The organism is Haloterrigena sp. H1, assembly GCF_005938085.1.
In the GTDB taxonomy this organism is placed as follows: Archaea; Halobacteriota; Halobacteria; order Halobacteriales; family Natrialbaceae; genus Natrinema.
On sequence record NZ_SMZK01000001.1, the window covers coordinates 2,256,046 to 2,271,721 of the forward strand.

A 15,676-nucleotide genomic window follows, 5' to 3' on the forward strand; every position below is an offset into this window, starting at 1 on the left:
AGCTGCCGTTGAATTGCAGCCGATGCTCGACATCAGCGTCTTCGGCCGGTACACCTACCTCGTCACCGAGATCGTGTGGGGTACCGTCGCCGCCATCCTGTTACGTCGCGCGAACGCGCTCCGGAAGGCAGCGGTCACGATCCTCGCGTTGTACCCCATCGCCTACGTCTGGGACCGATACACGCTCGCTGTCGGCGTCTTCGACATCAAACTCCGGACCGGCATCGACATCGCCGGCATCCCGCTCGAGGAACACCTGTTCATGGCGGTCGTCCCCGGGCTCGTCGTCGGGGTCCATGAGACAATCTTCGGCGACAGGACAGAGAACAGCCCCTCCGGGTGAGCGTGCGCATGGTTCAGGCAGCAATAACCGCGTGCTGACTGGATCAGCCTTCTCGTTCGCGCAGCGTCGCCAGATCGTCGTTGATCTCCTGCCTGGTCACTCGCGGCGACTCGGGATTCCGTTGGGCCTGGAGTTTGTAGGCGCGTTCGACGTATCCGTCCCTGTTCGCGAGGAGGATCACGCCTGTGTGCGAGAACATGTAGGCGTCCATGTCCTCCGGCTCCGTTTTGGTGAAATACACGCCGTACCCGTCCTGGACGACCTCCTTGGCGCGGTCCTTGGTCTCGGGCCGCAGGAAGTACCAGTTATCGTCGTCCATTTCGACCCGGTGTTTGTCCGCCCACTGGCTGAAGGCGTCGGCGTCGTCCCGTTCGGGGTCGAACGTTGTCTCGACGAATGACACCTGGTCACTGTAACTTTCCTCGCGTGCGTAGTCCTGCGTATGCGCCATAAGACTGGTCAGGCGCGGACACATCGTCATGCAGGTCGTGTAAATGAACGTCACCAGCAGATCCGTCTCGAAGTCGTCAGGCATCGAGACCTCGGCGCCGTCCCGCAACGGTGCCGGCAGGGTCGCTGACGGGAGTTCCTGGCCATGTGTCGGGAATGGGAGTTTGGACGGGTCATCGACCCCATCCCACTCTTGGGCGTCGAGATACGTATTCGACCCGCCGTCGCTCCCGTTGCCCAGCATACCCATACAGCCGCTCAGGCTCAGTGCGACACCGGAGCCAACTGACGCAAGCAGTGTCCGTTTGCGCATCGATATCGATCGTTGCAGTCTCAGCGTAAAGCATCATCTGGTATAGCCCTCGAAATCCGGATTTCAGGAGATAAGCGGGTGTTATATCAACCCCTGTGGGTGTCTCAGCCGCTGTGAGCGGTCACGGCTCTCTTGTAGCCACGGGCCAACTGTCGACGCGATGGATCGCCGGCGGCCTGCAACGGCGAGGAGCGACCCGGACGGGAACACCGACCGCGCACTGGTGCGGGGACTGGTGAACCTCCTCGTCGCCGTCGTCCTCGTCTGTTCGCTCGCGCTCGGAACGGCCCTGTTTGCACCCCAACTCCTCGATGGCCTCGGCGTCGAAGACGGACCCTCCCCCAGCCCCGAGCCGCCACCGGCTGGCGATCGAACCCCCGCCGTCGTCGACCCCGACGATCCGGGGAACTCGAGTTACGAGACCGACGTCGAGGTTGTACGCTCCGCAGCCGTCGAGAGCTTCGTCCACGCGAAGATCAACGAGCGACGGGCCGCCCACGGCCTCGAGCCCCTCGAGTGGGACGGGACGGTCGCATCCGTCTCGCGCGCACACACCGTGGATATGGCCCGGCGTGACTACTTCGCTCACCGGAATCCGGACGGGCAAGCGCCAGCCGATCGGTTTCAGGACGTCGGCGATTACTGCCGAGGATACGGCGAGAACATCGCCCAAACGTGGCTCGACCGCCGTGTCAGCCGGGCCAGCGGTGACGGCATCGTTCGACACCAAACCGCCGAGGGACTCGCGACCGGGCTAGTCAATCAGTGGATGAACTCCACGTCCCACCGGCAGGCCATTCTCGAGGAGGGGCGTACGCCCAGTTGGGACCGCGCCGGTGTCGGCGTTTACATCACCGACGACGGTGCGGTCTACGCGGGGCAGAACTTCTGCCAGGAATGGTGAGATATCGTGAGTTCTGATCTGCGAATCGGCAGTCACGATCGCTGACAGCCGCGGCGAAAACGCCGATACCGCTTGCGGTACAGGGAGTGCGAACGACTTACAGGTTCTTGGGCATCACCGTCGTACGTTCCCTATGGAGGTTCCCGAGACGCTCACCGCGATCTATCGGACGGCGAGCGACCGCGATCTGACCTTCCTCGCAGCCGGCTTCGCGTATTACGCGTTCGTGTCGCTTATCCCGCTGGTCTTGCTCGCGCTCGTCGTTGGCTCGCTGATCGGCGGTGAGCAGGCGGCCGAGCAGCTGATCACCGCCGCCGGCGACTTTCTCCCGGCGGCAGGCGAAGAACTCGTGACTGATGCACTGACGACCGAATCCGGGCGCGCTGAAGCGACCATCATCGCGCTCGTCGTCGCCGCGTGGGGTGCGCTCAAGGTCTTTCGCGGACTAAGTCTGGCGTTCGACAAGGTCTACGACGAGGTGGCCGAGGACTCGATAGCCGACCAAATCAAAGACGGGCTCACAGTTATCCTCGCCGGCGCGGGCGCGCTCGTATTGATGATCGGAATCGGGATGCTGCTTGCGATCGTTGCCGACACCGTCCCGTTCGTCGGTGCTCTGGGCTGGCTTTCGCTGCTGGTCGGGCTCGTCTTCGTTTTCCTGCCGATCTACTACGTCTTGCCGCCGATTCCGGTCGATGTCCGCGAGATCCTTCCCGGCGCTGTCTTCGCCGCTGTCGGCTGGACGCTCCTGCAGGCAGGGTTCCAGCTCTATGCCGCGAACGCTTCCCAGTACGAGGCCTACGGTGCCGTCGGGGTCGTCCTCCTGTTCGTCACCTGGCTCTACTTCGCCGGGATCATCATCCTCGTCGGTGCCGTCCTCAACGTCGTCCAGTCGCGGCCTCCGCTTGCGGAGTAGCCTCTGCTCGAGCCGCGTTCTGTCTCGAATTCCGGACTGTCGTGACAGGGGAACAGTTATGTCCTCGGCAGCGCCAGACTGCCACCATGAGCGACGAGCATGCAGCCGATCCGGACACGGCCGACGACGCCGAGTCGGGCGACAGTCTCGAGCCAAGTGGTGGTCCCCAGCGTGTCGTCTCAGAGGAAAGCGTCGACGACATTCTCGCGTCGCTCGACGAAACGACAGCCGAGTCTGCGGGCTCAGACGACGCGACTGTCACGACGAGCGAATCGGACGACGCCGTCACGACCACGTTCGACGAGGACGACGCCGTCACGACCACGTTCGACGAGGACGACGTTCCGGCAGCCGACGAGACGACTGACGACAGTCAGTCAGACACAGGAGCCGCGACCGCGACTCCGACGGCCGAGCGCACGACTACCGAAAGCGAGCCGGATGCGGACCCAGCCGACGACACCGATGCCCAGTCCGGAACCGACTCGGCCGCGGCCGACACGGCGACGGTCGATGCCACCGCCTCGAGTCTGCCCGACAACGCCTCGCTCGAGGACCTGGCTGCTCGCGTCGAAGAGGGGACCGTCACCGGCGCGGACGTCCGGGCTGCCGAGGCCGGCGAGGGCCGAGAGTCGACCCCCGAGATCGACGAGGTGGATCTCTCGCTGGACGACCTCGAGACGTCGGGGACAGGTGCTGGCGGCACCGATGGCGATGCCGACGTGCCCGACGATGCCGGCCCACTGGCCGGCTCGATCGACCGCAACGCAGTCCCCGAAGCAAGCAACGACGACGGTGACAGCGACGATAGTCCGGGACTGCTCGGTCGCCTCAAAAATCTCTTCTCGCGATAGCACGGCTCCGTTTCGAGGCCGCATTGCTCGAGGCTCGTCGCCCAATGCAGAGAGGGGCTCCCGCTTAGCCGACCAGCGTGATGAGCACGAACAGTGTCGCGATCGAGAGCAGCGTCGTGAGGAACACGTTTAGCGATGCGAACTCCCGGTCGCCGCCAAGTTCGTTCGCGAAGACGAACGTCGAGACGGCCGTCGGCGTCCCGAACATCACCACGCTAGCGGTGAACGTCGCCGAATCGACGGCCAGCGTTGAGAAGACGGCCCACGCGATCACCGGCATCAGCCCGATTTTGAGCGCGACGACGGCGGCAGTCGCCTCAAGATCGATGTTCGTGGAATCGATCTGCAGGGAGGCACCCACACAGAGCAACGCGATCGGCAACGCCAGCGAGCCGACGGTGTCGAGCCCGCTCGCGGCAGCCGACGGAATCGCGATTCCGAGCGAGCCAACGGCGAGTCCGCCGACCAGCGTCACCAACACGGGATTGGTCACGAGCCCGCGGAGTTCACGCGCGAGCGAGACGTCGGCCCCGTTCAGCGTCGAGAGGACGAGAATCGTCAGCGGCATCTGCGTCAGCGTCACGACGCCTAAGACGACGCTCGCGATCGCCGTCACCGACGCGTCGAACGTCGCCGCGACCAGCGGCAAGCCAAGATAGCCCAGATTCGAGTGATACGACTGGACGATCGCGACACTGCGGCGCGCGCTCGAGTCACGATTCCGATGAACGAGCGCGGCGAGTCCCACGGTCGCAAACAGTACGAAGAGGAGACCACCGAGCAGTGCCGGTGAGAGCAGTTCACCGATCGCCTGGTCGTAAGTGGAGACGAAGATCAGCGCCGGCAGCGCGACGTAGTACGCGAAGGCATTCAGCAGTTCGGTCCGACGGCGATCGAGGATGCCGGTCGTCCGCAGTCCAGCACCGACCAGCAACACCGCGAGCAGCGCCAGCAGCCGGCCGACGACTTCCATATCCCGGTCAAGTCGACTCGCGGGTTTGTACCGTTCGGTCGCGTACGGCCATGTGGAGTAGTTGCACACCACTTTCGCTCAGCCAGTTCTCCAATCCGGTGGCGAACGCCCAGTCGTGAGTGAGTTCGACGATCGGTATCAACGGTAACGGTCCCATTCGATCGGCTGGCAATGGGCTGTCTCCCGTCCTTGCGGCGTGGCAGCGATTCAGAAACGCTCATCATGTATTACCTAAAATTCAGGCGCTAATGCCCCGTCCTCAAGGAGCAACGCAGGCCGAAGGCCGAGTAGCGCAGTAGGGCGGGGATACAGCGCCGTCGTCGTCTCACATACGCTCCACAACGACCGGCCCACAGGCCAACCGAAGCGTTTGCTTGTCGAGACAATGTATCTACATCGTACATGGGACAGTTCACAATCAACGGCCACGAAGTCGTGGATGGCGACGTAAAAGCTACCGGCAACGGCGCTCACGTCTACGTCCCGAAACGCTGGCGTGGCGCAGACGTGAAAGTCGTCCGTACTTCTGACCCCGATGACGAATAGATGAACTACAACTACAGGTATCGGCTGAACCCGTTCGACGACCTCCGCAAGCGGTTAGCGTGGACTGTCGATACCTGTAGACAGGTCTACAATCATTTTCTCCACCGCCTCAACAGACACGACGACACGTCGGCATACTCCGAACAGAAACGCCTACCGGATCTCAAGAAGTGGTGGAGTGACCTGCGAGACGTTCACTCGAAGGTGCTTCAGAAAGTCGTTCAGCGGTTATACGACAACCTCTCAACGCTCAACGCTCGCAAAGAGAACGGCTACAACGTTGGGAAGTTGAAGTGGAAAGCACCGGGAGAGTACCAGTCGTTCACCTACAGTCAGTCCGGCTTCAAACTCAAAAACACGAGTGGCCGGACTCAACTGTGGCTCTCGAAGATTGGTGACATTCCCCTCACGTTCCACCGTGACCTTCCCGACGACGCCATCATCAAGACCGTCACGGTCAAACGCGAACCCACCGGCAAGTGGTACGCCATTCTCGGCGTCGAAACTCTCGACGACCCACCCGAGAAACCCGATGAAGTGACCGACGCAGTTGGTATCGATGTAGGTATCCTAAAATACGTCCATGACAGCGATGATCTCGCCGTCGAGTCGCCGGACCTTTCGGATGAACGCGAGCGGTTGGAACGTGCCCAACGCAACCTCTCGCGGAAAGAGCATGGGTCGAACAATTGGGAGGAACAGCGCAAGACAGTTGCCCGCCGACACGCCGATTTGAAGCGAAAGCGGCGGGATTTCCTCCACAAACTCTCGGCATACTACGCCCGTGAGTACAACCTTGTAGCGGTCGAGGACTTGGACGCGAAGGGACTGGTCGAACTTCCGGGCAACTCGCGGAACCGAGCCGGGGCCTCGTGGGGAACGTTCCTCCGAATACTCGAATACAAGTGCAAGCGTGAGGGGACGTATTTCGTCGCCGTAGACCCGCGAGGAACGACGAAAGAGTGTGCGTCGTGTGGGTTCGAGGCGGACAGAGACGCGAATGCGTCGTGGAACATTCTTTCTCGCGGTCTCGACAAAGTAGGGACGGGCTGTCCCGAATCACCGCCTGTGGAGACTGCGCTCCTACGGGAACCACTTCGGTTCCTGCAAAGCGCGTTTGTCGAGGGAACCTCGACAGGCTGTCAGACGAAGTCTGACAACGTCGTGGAAACAGGAAGCCCCACCCTCAAGGAGCGAACCGCGTCAGCGGTGAGCGAGTAGGGTGGGGAGGAAGTCACCAGCCGTGACGATGTTGCGGATCCGGTCGACGCGATTCGGACCCCGATCGAGGCCGCCGCGGGCGAGACGGAACGGGCGACCGAGGCAAGCGACGACCTCGCGTGGCTCGTCTCGACTGCGGGGCACGGTCACCTCGTGTTTGGCGGCTACGGCGAGTCGTTCGAGCCCGCCTCCGAAAGCGACGACGACAGCGGTGATGACGTCTCCGACACCGGAAGCGGAACCCAGGACGACTTGGACATGGGGTACACCGAACTCGAGGGCGTCGACGGCAGCGTCAGTTCGCTCACGTTCGACAACGCTGGATCGAAGGCGACCGGTGAGTTCGCGGCAATCCTCGGCGACGCGGACGCGAGCGCGCTCGAGGAGTCGCTCGGCTCGTCGGCCACTGAGCGCTCGGTCGACGTCGGAGACGGTCGCGTAACTGCCTCTGCAACCTGGGAATCGATTAACTGACGCTCACGCCGTGTTCGGGGTTACGCCTCGAGACGGTGCCGTCGCCCCATCGCTGCCATGCGGAACTCGGTCGTTCCCGTGACGAGGAGGGCACCTCCGACACCCGCGAGCAGGAGCGTGGTGACCGGCGGTGTGAGGCCGGCGACGAGGACGATCCCGCCGACAGCGCCGGCGACGAAGCCAAACTGGACCGCGACGACGCTCGCGACGCCCCAGCGGCGGCTGACTGGGGCGTACAGTCCGCCGACAGCGACCGTCTCGGCGATCGCGTGCACCGTCAGGAAGACAAGAGCGAGCAGTCCGAACGAGGCGTTCGCCGTGTAGATACCCGCAACGAGGATCCCCTCGACAACGCGATGGGTCAGTATCGCGCCGAATGCGGCATCTGCACAGCCGGCGTGGGGCGAGACGCCGTGTGTTCGGCCGACCCATGCGAGTCCCCCGCCGAGCAGTCCGCCACCGATCGCCAGAAGCCACTGCTGGGTAACCCCCGACAGCAACGCTACGAGACCAAGCACGATCACCAGCACCGTCACCTCACGTCGCGTCGTCGCGCTGTGGGCGTCCGCAACGGCAGGGTTTGCTCGATAATGCGAGACGGACCCGAGGCCGACTGCGACGCCGAGCAATGCCGAGAACCCGATCGCGACGACAAACGGAATCGACGGGCCGTGGGCTCCGGTCGCTGTAGTCTCTGCGCCGGTCCCGTGGGCGCTGACAGCTGCGGGCCAGCTCGCGAGCGCGACGAGCGCGGTTGCGGCCGCTCGACTTACCCGCATCGTCGCTCACCGGTTTTCGTTGACTGGACGGTCATTGTATTGTCACCGTTTCGACCGGCCCACGTTCCGTCAGCGGGCCGCGTCCACCCCCGCGAGCGGTTGTCGTCTCGAGAGGGCGGCTTCGTTCATCTCGCCTACATCCAGACGTCGCTCGTGCAGTCGCCGTCGGGCCAGCGGATCTCGTGGGCGCGGGCCGGTCCCTCGGGCAGCGTTCCGAAGTCGACGAGGAACTCCTCGTCGAGAGTCATCGTCCCCTTGCGCGGATTCACGTCGGCTTTCAGCATCACGGAGCCCTGCTTGCCTTCCTCGGGGAAGAACTGGTCGTCCCACGTCGAGTACAGCGACGTCGTGAAGTACAGGCGCTCGCCGTCGAGCGAAAGCTGGAGCATCTGCGGCCCGGCATTGATCGGCCGGCCCTGAACCTCCTGGCGGTCACTGAACAGCCCGCCCACGGAGATCGTGTCGGCCAGCCGTGGGGTCGACGGATCGGAGATGTCGTACATGCGGACCTCGCCGTGGAGCCAGTTCGCGAAGAACAGGTAGCGGTCGTCCATCGAGACCAGGAGGTCCGTGATGAGGCCCGGCACCGGCATGTCCCAGTCCTCGTGTTCGCGTGCCTCCACGTCGATGACGTTGTCCGCGCGCCACTCGCCGTTCTCCCGGTACAGGTGGAACATGTTCGACGAGAGCGCGGCCCCGACATAGGCGTGGTCAGATTCGGGGGTGTGCAGGAAGCGCACCTCGAGCGGGATCATCCCCTCTTCGCCGAGGTCGATCGTCTGCTCAACCGTTCGGTCCTCCCAGTTCCAGAAGTGCAGCTTCTGGCCGTATTTCCCGGCTTCGACGTCCTCGAGGTCGAACCCCGGATAGTAGGTTTTCGGCGCAGCCCACTCGCTCGAGACCATCACGTTCCGGCGCGGCTGGTACCAGTAGTCGTAGTTCATCTCGATGTCGCCTGGCGTGTCCCAGCGCCCTTCGATCTCGAAGTCCTCGTTGAGGAGGAGGAACCCGCCCGGGAGGTCGCCGTCGGCGTTGCCCAGCATGCTGATCATGATCTTCCCCTCCGGAATGCAGTGGACCGTGTGCGGGGCCGAAAGGTCGTGTTCGAAGACCGCCTCGGGTTCGATCACGTTGACGAGTTCGGGATTTTCCCGATCTTTCGTGTCGATAATGTGGATGCGCGACGAGCGGTTGCCGGGAACGACGAGATATCGTCGCTCTGCCCCCTCGACGTGGCAGGACGACGAACAGGCGTTCCAGCCGAAGTGGTGTAACTCGTCACCGACGGTCGGCATCTCGATCCGATCGATGATCTCACAGTAGGTCGACGAGTCGGGGTCGACGTCGACGACGGTCAGCATGTCGGGCGCGTCGACATCCGTGCCGACGTAGAGGGCTGGCACGTAGGCGACGGTCTCTCGAGTCGCCTCCTCGATGGCGGCCTGTGGCGTCTCGTATCCCACCGCGCTGGGGTGGTGTTCGTGGACGTGACTCTCACCAGAGTGTTTTGAGTGCGAACTCATGTCCTATATTACACCGAGTGATAACATAAACTAATATCGTGGAAAACAAAGACAATTTTTCGGTCAAGTGTTTCGGTGGGACGTTCTCGTGTTGGGGAAAGGGACAGTCGACTCGAGCTGTTGACCGATCCGGACTGATTCAGAAGTCCAGCACCTCGCGTTTTCGGGGCCGCTGAGTCATGTTCCGTTCGGGATCTCGTCTCGATGCCTTGTATCACTGAAAGTAGGGCCGAAGCAGGTTTGAACGCTGCACCTACAACGAGGTCGTTCGACGCAAACGGAGAGGCAGATCATCGTCACGGCTCATGCTATTTGTGTGTCAGCCGTGTTAGACAACTGTATGTCCCCAGATGGCCCTCCTTCCAACGGGAGTTCTCGTCTCTCTACGGACGAAAAGACGAGAGTACAATACTGGGCACCAGCAATCGCCGTGAGTCTGACGACGTTCATCGTGGTCCTCAATGCATCCCTGATGAACGTGGCGATCCCCACGATGGTCGACGACTTCGGTACTACGGTCACCGTGATTCAGGGGGCGGTTGCACTCTACTCGCTGGTGACAGCTGCGCTGGTTCTCCCGGCCGGTACACTGCCGTCTCGGCATAGTATTCGGCGTGTACTGGCAGTCGCATTGATGGTCTATGCTGGTGGGACGGTGGTGGCGTCGATTAGCTGGAATACGACGGTCCTCTACCTCGGCTGGTCGCTCATCCAGGGGTCTGCGGCTGCCGTGATATTTCCCCTGACATTCACTGTCTTGATCATCAGTTACGAAGATGATGACCGGGCGAAGGCGTTCGGACTGTTGGCTGGCGTGAGCGGGGTTGGATCAACTATTGGACCGATTATCGGTGGCGCACTGACCACGTACGCCAGTTGGCGGTGGGGATTTACGCTGCAACTCATCGGTGTGGGGGTTGTTCTCTTCTTCGCTCAGTACGTGAGTCCGAACCCACTGTCGGAAACGCCCCGTTCACTGGATAAAGGTGGGACAGCGCTGTCCATCGTCAGTTCGACATCGCTCGTCACTGGGTTCGTTCTGAGCGGGAAGTATGGATGGGTAGTCGAACGGCGGCCGTTTGTTGTCGACGGAATACAGTTCAATCCGCTTGGAACATCGCCGGCAATCTGGCTTCTCGGGGTCGGACTGCTCGCGTTCGCCGCGTTCGTTCAGTACGAACGCCGACTGGAACGTGCTGGGAAGTCGCCGCTCGTTCCGCTGCATGTACTGACGAACCGCCCGTTTTTAGCCGGCGTTCTCACATACAACATGCGCTCGATCGTCTCAGCTGGCTTCTTTTTTATCTTCCCGGTCTATCTTCAGGCCGTACTCGGATACACCGCCTTCGAAACAGGGCTTGCGTTGTTGCCGTATTCACTCGCGTCGGTCGCTTTTTCGACGGTTACGCCCAACTGGCGGAAGCACATCTCGCCAAAGACGCTTATCCAGATCGGGATCGTGTGTATGGCCGTTGCACTGGTGCTGTTGTACGAGCAGACAGGTCCCGGTCAGACGATCCTCAAGATGGCTCTGCCAGTGGCGCTTTATGGAGCCGGTGTCGGGCTCATCCTAGCACAGATCACCAATATGACGATGTCGGCTGTCCCGACTGCGTACTCCGCCGAGGCATCCGGCGTCCTGAACGTCAGCTATTCGATCGGATTTTCCCTGGGGACAGCAGTCGTTGGCTCGTACTTTCTCGGACACTTCTATGGTGGTGTCGTCGATAGAGTGCTCCAAGCAGAGGGCGAGACCGTTTCAGCGGCCCAACGAACTGATCTGGTGATCGCGCTCGAAGATGCCGTAGAGACAGCGACCGACGCCACCCAGCAACAGTTCCTGGACCAACTCACTCCAGCGCAACGACAGTTGCTCGAGAGCATCTTCGAGGCAGCGATGTTCGACGCCCAGCGGGCGACGCTGCTGCTTCTCGTGCTGTTCGTGTTGCTCCTGCTTCTCGCATCGACGTTCTTGCCACGGCAGATACCGGGCGACGACGCCGGAACTAACCAGTCCGAATCATCCCCGGATGCAACACCAGAGACCTCTGAAACGATCGTGAAGGACTGACCAAAACTTGCCGGTCGCGTAGTGATCGCGGGAAAAGTAGTGGGTTGGGGCAGATTTGAACTGCCGGCCTCCTCCATGTCAAGGAGGTGTCATAACCAGACTAGACCACCAACCCGCCTGGCTTCGGTCTGCGTGACCTCGCTGCCACGCTTCCTGACTGCATTCAATCGTTGCTCGCCACCGTAATTGAAGGTTTCGAATCGAACGCCGTACGGGAGTCCCCCTCACGCACCCGGTCGACACGCTTAAGGTGATGTACGGATTTGGGCATTACAAGACAACAACGTACATTGGTGTTCACTATGCAGGAGTACGTCGAACGAGTGACGGAGGGACAGGATCTGACACAGGAAGAGGCTCGAGCGGCGTCGACGGCCGTCTTCGAGGGCGCAACGGAGGCGCAGATCGGCGCATTGCTGACGGCGTTGCGCGCGAAAGGGGAGACGGAAGCCGAGATCGCGGGCTTCGCCGAAGGGATGCGCGATGCGGCCAGAACGATCTCGCCGGATCGCGAGCCACTCGTCGACACCTGCGGCACCGGCGGTGACGACTACAACACGATCAACGTCTCGACGACGAGCGCGATCGTCGCCGCGGGTGCTGGCGTTCCGATCGCCAAGCACGGCAACTACTCGGTTTCATCGTCGTCGGGCAGCGCGGACGTCTTGGAAGAAGTCGGCGTCAACGTCGAAGCCGAACCGCCGGCGGTCGAGGAAGCCATCGAGGACGACGGCATCGGCTTCATGCTTGCACCGGTGTTCCACCCGGCGATGAAAGCCGTCATCGGGCCGCGCAAGGAACTCGGGATGCGGACGATCTTCAACGTCCTCGGACCGCTGACCAACCCCGCAGGGGCCGACGCACAGGTCGTCGGCGTTTACGACGCCGATCTCGTCTCGACGCTCGCGGACGCCCTCTCGCGGATGGACATCGATCGCGCGCTGGTCGTCCACGGTGCGGGCACCGACGAGATCGCCATCCACGGCGAGACCGTCGCCGCGGAAGTCGAGGGCAGCTCCGTCGAGCAGTACTCCCTTGAGCCCGCGGATCTGGGCCTCGACGAGCACGCGATCGACGACATCGCGGGCGGCGCGCCCGAAGAGAACGCCGCCGATATGCGCGGCATCGTCGAGGGCGATGTGACCGGCGCGAAACGCGACGTCATCCTGGCCAACGCCGGGGCAGCGATCTACGTCGCCGGCGAGGCTGACTCGCTCGCAGCCGGTGCCGACGCCGCCCACGAGGCGATCGATTCGGGCGCGGCGGCGCGAAAACTCGAGCAGCTCTGCAGCGTGACGCCACAGCCGGAGGGACGATGACGCGGGTCAAGGTCTGTGGACTCACCAGCGAAGCCGACCTCGGGACGGCCGTCGACGCAGGCGCGGACGCGGTCGGCATCATCTGTGACGTGCCGGTCGAGACGCCGCGTGAGGTATCCGTCGAGCAGGCCACGGAACTGGCGGCTGCTACGCCGCCGTTCGTGACGAGCGTACTCGTGACGATGGTCGACGATCCCGTCGACGCAGTCGAACTGGTCGAGAGGGTCGAGCCCGACGCGCTCCAGCTCCACGGTGGCGGCCGTCCCGACGACCTCGACGCCCTGCAGTCGGCGGTCGACGCCGATCTCTTGCTCGCGATCGACGCCGACGACGTCCCGTCCGCCGAAGCCTACGATGATATCGTCGACGGCCTCATCGTCGACACGGCAGGCGAAGATGGCGGTGGCGGAACCGGTCGGACCCACGACTGGGATCGGACCCGCGACGCCGCGTCGACCCTCGAGTCGCCGGTGATCCTCGCGGGCGGACTCACGCCCGCGAACGTCGCCGATGCGGTTCGAACCGTCGAGCCCTTCGCCGTCGACGTGGCAAGCGGCGTCGAGCAACGCGGCGGCGTCAAGGACGTCGACGCCGTCCGCTCCTTTGTCGAGCGAGCGACGACTGCCCGCCGACGGGCGGAGCCGGAACCGTGACCACCATGACCGACACCGATACCACCGAGTCGCCGACGTTCGACATCGATCGAGAGACGTTTTGCGACCACGCGGGCACGAGCGACGAGCGAGCGGACCAGCCGGCCGTCGTCCGTGCCGTCGCGACCCTCGAGGTCGACACGACGCCGCTTGCAGCCTACGCCGCGCTGACCGGCCGTTCCGCGGCGAGCGACCGCGAGCGCTCACCGTACGCCTTCCTGCTCGAGAGCGCCGAGAAGACAGCCTCGAGCGATCCGGACGGTGCCTTCCGGCCGAGTACCACGGGTGCCGCGCGCCACGCGCGCTACTCCTACGTGGGCTACGATCCCGAAGCCGTCGTGACGGTTGAATCCGGCGATGCGACCGTCGAGGTGCTGTCAGATGACGCACCGATTGCAGCGATCGAGACGGACGCCGACGGCGATACCGTCGACGCGCTGCGAGCCGCGATGCCCGACGTGCGCCTCGAGAACGTGCCAGACCACGACCGCCAGCATCTCGAGGGCGGGTTGGTCGGCTTTCTGGCCTACGACGCCGTCTACGACCTCTGGCTCGAGGAAGTCGGGCTCGAGCGGCCCGATTCGCGGTTCCCGGACGCGCAGTTCCTCCTGACGACGAAGACGCTGGCGTTCGACGAGCGCGATGGAACGGTCTCGCTGGTCTTTACGCCGGTGCTCGAGGGCGACGACGACCCCGAGGCGGTCTACGACACCCTGCAGGCGGAAGCCGCCGACGCCGCGGCGACGCTTGCCGACGCCGACCACCCCGAGACCGGCGGGTTCGTCCGCGAGAACGAAGTCGCGGGGCCGAAAGCGGAGTACGAAGACAGCGTTCGGCAGGCCAAAGAACACGTCCTCGATGGCGACATCTATCAGGGCGTGATCTCCCGCACCCGGGAGCTCTACGGCGACATCGATCCGCTCGGGTTCTACGAGGCGATGCGCGACGTGAACCCGTCGCCGTACATGTATCTGCTCGACCACGACGATCTAACCGTCGTCGGCGCCAGCCCTGAAACGCTCATTTCGGTGCGCGGCCGCGAGGTCATGTCGAACCCGATCGCGGGGACCTGCGACCGGGGCTCGAGTCCCGTCGAAGACCGCCGACTCGCCGGCGAGATGCTCGCCGACGGCAAGGAACGGGCCGAGCACACGATGCTGGTCGATCTGGCGCGCAACGACGTGCGTCGTGTCTCGGAGCCGGGGTCGGTCCGCGTCGATGAGTTCATGAACGTCCTCAAATACAGCCACGTCCAACACATCGAGTCGACGGTGACCGGCCGACTGGCCGACGATTCGGATGCGTTCGACGCGACGCGAGCGTCATTCCCCGCCGGGACGCTCTCGGGCGCGCCGAAGATCCGCGCGATGGAGATCATCGACGACCTCGAGACCGAGCCACGCGGCCTCTACGGCGGCGGCGTCGGATACTATTCCTGGACCGGCGACGCGGACTTCGCGATCGTGATTCGAACCGCGACGGTCGAAGACGAGGGCGACCGGGATCGGATCACGGTGCAGGCCGGCGCAGGACTGGTCGCAGACAGCGATCCGACCGCCGAGTACGAGGAGACGGAAAAGAAGATGGGCGGCGTCTTGGCAGCGCTCGAAGAGATCGAACGGCCAGCTATCGAGTCGGACGTAAGTGACGCCGAAGCGACGCCGGAGGTGAGCCGATGAGCGCGACGACGGACGAGGCGGACGCGAACGGACCGGCCGATGGGTCGGCTGAGTCGATGACGGTCCTGTTCATCGACAACTACGACTCCTTTACATACAACCTCGTCGAGTACGTCAGCCAACTGCCCGGCACCGAAACCGAGGTGCTGAAGAACACGGCCTCGCTCGCGGACGTGCGCGCCGTCGATCCCGACGCGATCGTCATCAGCCCCGGCCCTGGCCACCCGAAACACGACCGCGACGTCGGTGTCTCGATGGCCGTCCTCCGAGAACTCTCACCGGAGGTGCCGACGCTCGGGGTCTGTCTGGGTCTGGAAGCCGCCGTCTACGAGTACGGTGGCACCGTCGGCCGCGCGCCCGAACCGATCCACGGAAAGGCATCCGCGGTCGACCACGACGGCGAGGGCGTCTTCGCTGGACTCGAGCAGGGGTTTCGGGCCGGTCGGTATCACTCGCTCGTCGCGACCGACGTGCCGGACTGCTTCGAGGTCTCTGCGACCGCAGAACACGACGCGGAGACGCTTGTCATGGGCGTGCGCCACCGCGAGTATCCACTCGAGTGCGTGCAGTTCCATCCCGAAAGCGTGCTCACGGCGGCTGGACACGACGTGATCGAAAACTTCCTCGCGCTGGTCTGAGTCCGACACGTACTGTGCTG

17 protein-coding genes and 1 tRNA gene are annotated in these 15,676 nt (G+C 63.4%); 12 read left to right on the top strand and 6 right to left on the bottom strand.

The genetic code is table 11. The annotated features are described in order from the left end of the window. Window positions 1–22 precede the first annotated feature (22 nt). A complete protein-coding gene (locus E2L06_RS11240; RefSeq protein WP_138781434.1) occupies window positions 23–343 on the top strand; it encodes a lycopene cyclase domain-containing protein in 321 nt (106 codons plus the stop codon). Window positions 344–386: 43 nt separating this feature from the next. Here E2L06_RS11240 and E2L06_RS11245 read toward each other — a convergent pair whose 3' ends face one another. Next, window positions 387–1,106: an SCO family protein gene (locus tag E2L06_RS11245; protein ID WP_138781436.1), complete on the bottom strand. Its 720-nt coding sequence runs from the start codon at window positions 1,104–1,106 to the stop codon at window positions 387–389. Window positions 1,107–1,266: 160 nt separating this feature from the next. Between E2L06_RS11245 and E2L06_RS11250 the strand changes: the two genes are divergently transcribed. The 3 genes from E2L06_RS11250 to E2L06_RS11260 all read left to right on the top strand — a co-directional run bounded on the left by E2L06_RS11250 (window position 1,267) and on the right by E2L06_RS11260 (window position 3,780). Beyond that, the gene (locus E2L06_RS11250) at window positions 1,267–2,010 is read left to right on the top strand and encodes a CAP domain-containing protein (RefSeq protein ID WP_138781438.1); all 744 of its coding nucleotides are present in this window, start codon (window positions 1,267–1,269) and stop codon (window positions 2,008–2,010) included. A 133-nt stretch (window positions 2,011–2,143) separates the two neighbouring features. Then, window positions 2,144–2,926 (top strand): YihY/virulence factor BrkB family protein, encoded by a 783-nt coding sequence (locus tag E2L06_RS11255; protein WP_138781440.1) that lies wholly within the window; start codon window positions 2,144–2,146, stop codon window positions 2,924–2,926. 86 nt (window positions 2,927–3,012) lie between these two features. Further along, window positions 3,013–3,780 carry a hypothetical protein gene (locus tag E2L06_RS11260; protein ID WP_138781442.1) on the top strand — a complete coding sequence of 256 codons (768 nt, stop codon included), beginning with the start codon at window positions 3,013–3,015 and terminating at the stop codon, window positions 3,778–3,780. A 64-nt stretch (window positions 3,781–3,844) separates the two neighbouring features. On the opposite strand, the gene E2L06_RS11265 is transcribed toward E2L06_RS11260, so the two are convergent. After that, window positions 3,845–4,753, bottom strand: coding sequence for an AEC family transporter (locus E2L06_RS11265; protein ID WP_138781444.1), 909 nt, complete (start codon window positions 4,751–4,753; stop codon window positions 3,845–3,847). A gap of 402 nt (window positions 4,754–5,155) precedes the next feature. Here E2L06_RS11265 and E2L06_RS11270 point away from each other — a divergent pair, with 402 nt between their 5' ends. After that, window positions 5,156–5,299, top strand: coding sequence for a DUF2080 family transposase-associated protein (locus tag E2L06_RS11270; RefSeq protein WP_138781446.1), 144 nt, complete (start codon window positions 5,156–5,158; stop codon window positions 5,297–5,299). After that, the gene (locus E2L06_RS11275) at window positions 5,300–6,520 is read left to right on the top strand and encodes an RNA-guided endonuclease TnpB family protein (RefSeq protein ID WP_138781448.1); all 1,221 of its coding nucleotides are present in this window, start codon (window positions 5,300–5,302) and stop codon (window positions 6,518–6,520) included. It begins immediately after the preceding gene. On the opposite strand, the gene E2L06_RS21885 is transcribed toward E2L06_RS11275, so the two are convergent. Next, window positions 6,503–6,664 (bottom strand): hypothetical protein, encoded by a 162-nt coding sequence (locus E2L06_RS21885; RefSeq protein WP_171052350.1) that lies wholly within the window; start codon window positions 6,662–6,664, stop codon window positions 6,503–6,505. The genes E2L06_RS11275 and E2L06_RS21885 overlap by 18 nt on opposite strands. Before the next feature lie 9 nt (window positions 6,665–6,673). Here E2L06_RS21885 and E2L06_RS11280 point away from each other — a divergent pair, with 9 nt between their 5' ends. Next, entirely contained in the window at window positions 6,674–6,994 is a 321-nt protein-coding gene (locus E2L06_RS11280; RefSeq protein WP_138781450.1) for a hypothetical protein, read from the top strand. Window positions 6,995–7,014: 20 nt separating this feature from the next. Here E2L06_RS11280 and E2L06_RS11285 read toward each other — a convergent pair whose 3' ends face one another. Both E2L06_RS11285 and E2L06_RS11290 read right to left on the bottom strand, forming a co-directional pair. Further along, on the bottom strand, window positions 7,015–7,773 hold the full coding sequence (locus E2L06_RS11285; RefSeq protein WP_138781453.1) for a hypothetical protein: 759 nt from the start codon (window positions 7,771–7,773) through the stop codon (window positions 7,015–7,017). A 134-nt stretch (window positions 7,774–7,907) separates the two neighbouring features. Beyond that, window positions 7,908–9,296, bottom strand: coding sequence for a selenium-binding protein SBP56-related protein (locus E2L06_RS11290; RefSeq protein ID WP_138781455.1), 1,389 nt, complete (start codon window positions 9,294–9,296; stop codon window positions 7,908–7,910). Between the two features lie 430 nt (window positions 9,297–9,726). On the opposite strand from E2L06_RS11290, the gene E2L06_RS11295 reads away from it, so the two are divergent. Next, on the top strand, window positions 9,727–11,367 hold the full coding sequence (locus E2L06_RS11295) for an MFS transporter (RefSeq protein ID WP_138781457.1): 1,641 nt from the start codon (window positions 9,727–9,729) through the stop codon (window positions 11,365–11,367). 40 nt (window positions 11,368–11,407) lie between these two features. On the opposite strand, the gene E2L06_RS11300 is transcribed toward E2L06_RS11295, so the two are convergent. Next, window positions 11,408–11,482, bottom strand: a tRNA-Val gene (locus tag E2L06_RS11300). A 187-nt stretch (window positions 11,483–11,669) separates the two neighbouring features. On the opposite strand from E2L06_RS11300, the gene trpD reads away from it, so the two are divergent. Genes trpD through trpG form a run of 4 tightly spaced genes read left to right on the top strand, consistent with a single transcriptional unit; the run spans window position 11,670 to window position 15,656 of the window. Then, window positions 11,670–12,686, top strand: coding sequence for an anthranilate phosphoribosyltransferase (trpD, locus tag E2L06_RS11305; RefSeq protein WP_138781458.1), 1,017 nt, complete (start codon window positions 11,670–11,672; stop codon window positions 12,684–12,686). After that, a complete protein-coding gene (locus E2L06_RS11310) occupies window positions 12,683–13,339 on the top strand; it encodes a phosphoribosylanthranilate isomerase (protein WP_138781460.1) in 657 nt (218 codons plus the stop codon). The genes trpD and E2L06_RS11310 overlap by 4 nt, the downstream gene beginning before the upstream one ends. Window positions 13,340–13,344: 5 nt before the next feature. Continuing rightward, complete coding sequence (trpE, locus tag E2L06_RS11315; protein ID WP_138782546.1) at window positions 13,345–15,018, top strand: anthranilate synthase component I; 1,674 nt, start codon at window positions 13,345–13,347, stop codon at window positions 15,016–15,018. A gap of 56 nt (window positions 15,019–15,074) precedes the next feature. Further along, window positions 15,075–15,656, top strand: coding sequence for an anthranilate synthase component II (trpG, locus tag E2L06_RS11320; protein WP_394348743.1), 582 nt, complete (start codon window positions 15,075–15,077; stop codon window positions 15,654–15,656). Window positions 15,657–15,676: the final 20 nt, after the last annotated feature.

What these genes read in the sequence shown, in the direction of transcription:
- E2L06_RS11255 (WP_138781440.1), top strand. Translation starts at nt 2,144, where the DNA reads ATGGAGGTTCCCGAGACGCTCACCGCGATCTATCGGACGGCGAGCGAC.
- E2L06_RS11270 (WP_138781446.1), top strand. Translation starts at nt 5,156, where the DNA reads ATGGGACAGTTCACAATCAACGGCCACGAAGTCGTGGATGGCGACGTA.
- E2L06_RS11265 (WP_138781444.1), bottom strand. Translation starts at nt 4,753, where the DNA reads ATGGAAGTCGTCGGCCGGCTGCTGGCGCTGCTCGCGGTGTTGCTGGTC.
- E2L06_RS11310 (WP_138781460.1), top strand. Translation starts at nt 12,683, where the DNA reads ATGACGCGGGTCAAGGTCTGTGGACTCACCAGCGAAGCCGACCTCGGG.
- E2L06_RS11285 (WP_138781453.1), bottom strand. Translation starts at nt 7,773, where the DNA reads ATGCGGGTAAGTCGAGCGGCCGCAACCGCGCTCGTCGCGCTCGCGAGC.
- trpG (WP_394348743.1), top strand. Translation starts at nt 15,075, where the DNA reads ATGACGGTCCTGTTCATCGACAACTACGACTCCTTTACATACAACCTC.
- E2L06_RS11275 (WP_138781448.1), top strand. Translation starts at nt 5,300, where the DNA reads ATGAACTACAACTACAGGTATCGGCTGAACCCGTTCGACGACCTCCGC.
- E2L06_RS11245 (WP_138781436.1), bottom strand. Translation starts at nt 1,106, where the DNA reads ATGCGCAAACGGACACTGCTTGCGTCAGTTGGCTCCGGTGTCGCACTG.
- E2L06_RS11250 (WP_138781438.1), top strand. Translation starts at nt 1,267, where the DNA reads ATGGATCGCCGGCGGCCTGCAACGGCGAGGAGCGACCCGGACGGGAAC.
- E2L06_RS11240 (WP_138781434.1), top strand. Translation starts at nt 23, where the DNA reads ATGCTCGACATCAGCGTCTTCGGCCGGTACACCTACCTCGTCACCGAG.
- trpE (WP_138782546.1), top strand. Translation starts at nt 13,345, where the DNA reads ATGACCGACACCGATACCACCGAGTCGCCGACGTTCGACATCGATCGA.
- E2L06_RS11260 (WP_138781442.1), top strand. Translation starts at nt 3,013, where the DNA reads ATGAGCGACGAGCATGCAGCCGATCCGGACACGGCCGACGACGCCGAG.
- E2L06_RS11290 (WP_138781455.1), bottom strand. Translation starts at nt 9,296, where the DNA reads ATGAGTTCGCACTCAAAACACTCTGGTGAGAGTCACGTCCACGAACAC.
- trpD (WP_138781458.1), top strand. Translation starts at nt 11,670, where the DNA reads ATGCAGGAGTACGTCGAACGAGTGACGGAGGGACAGGATCTGACACAG.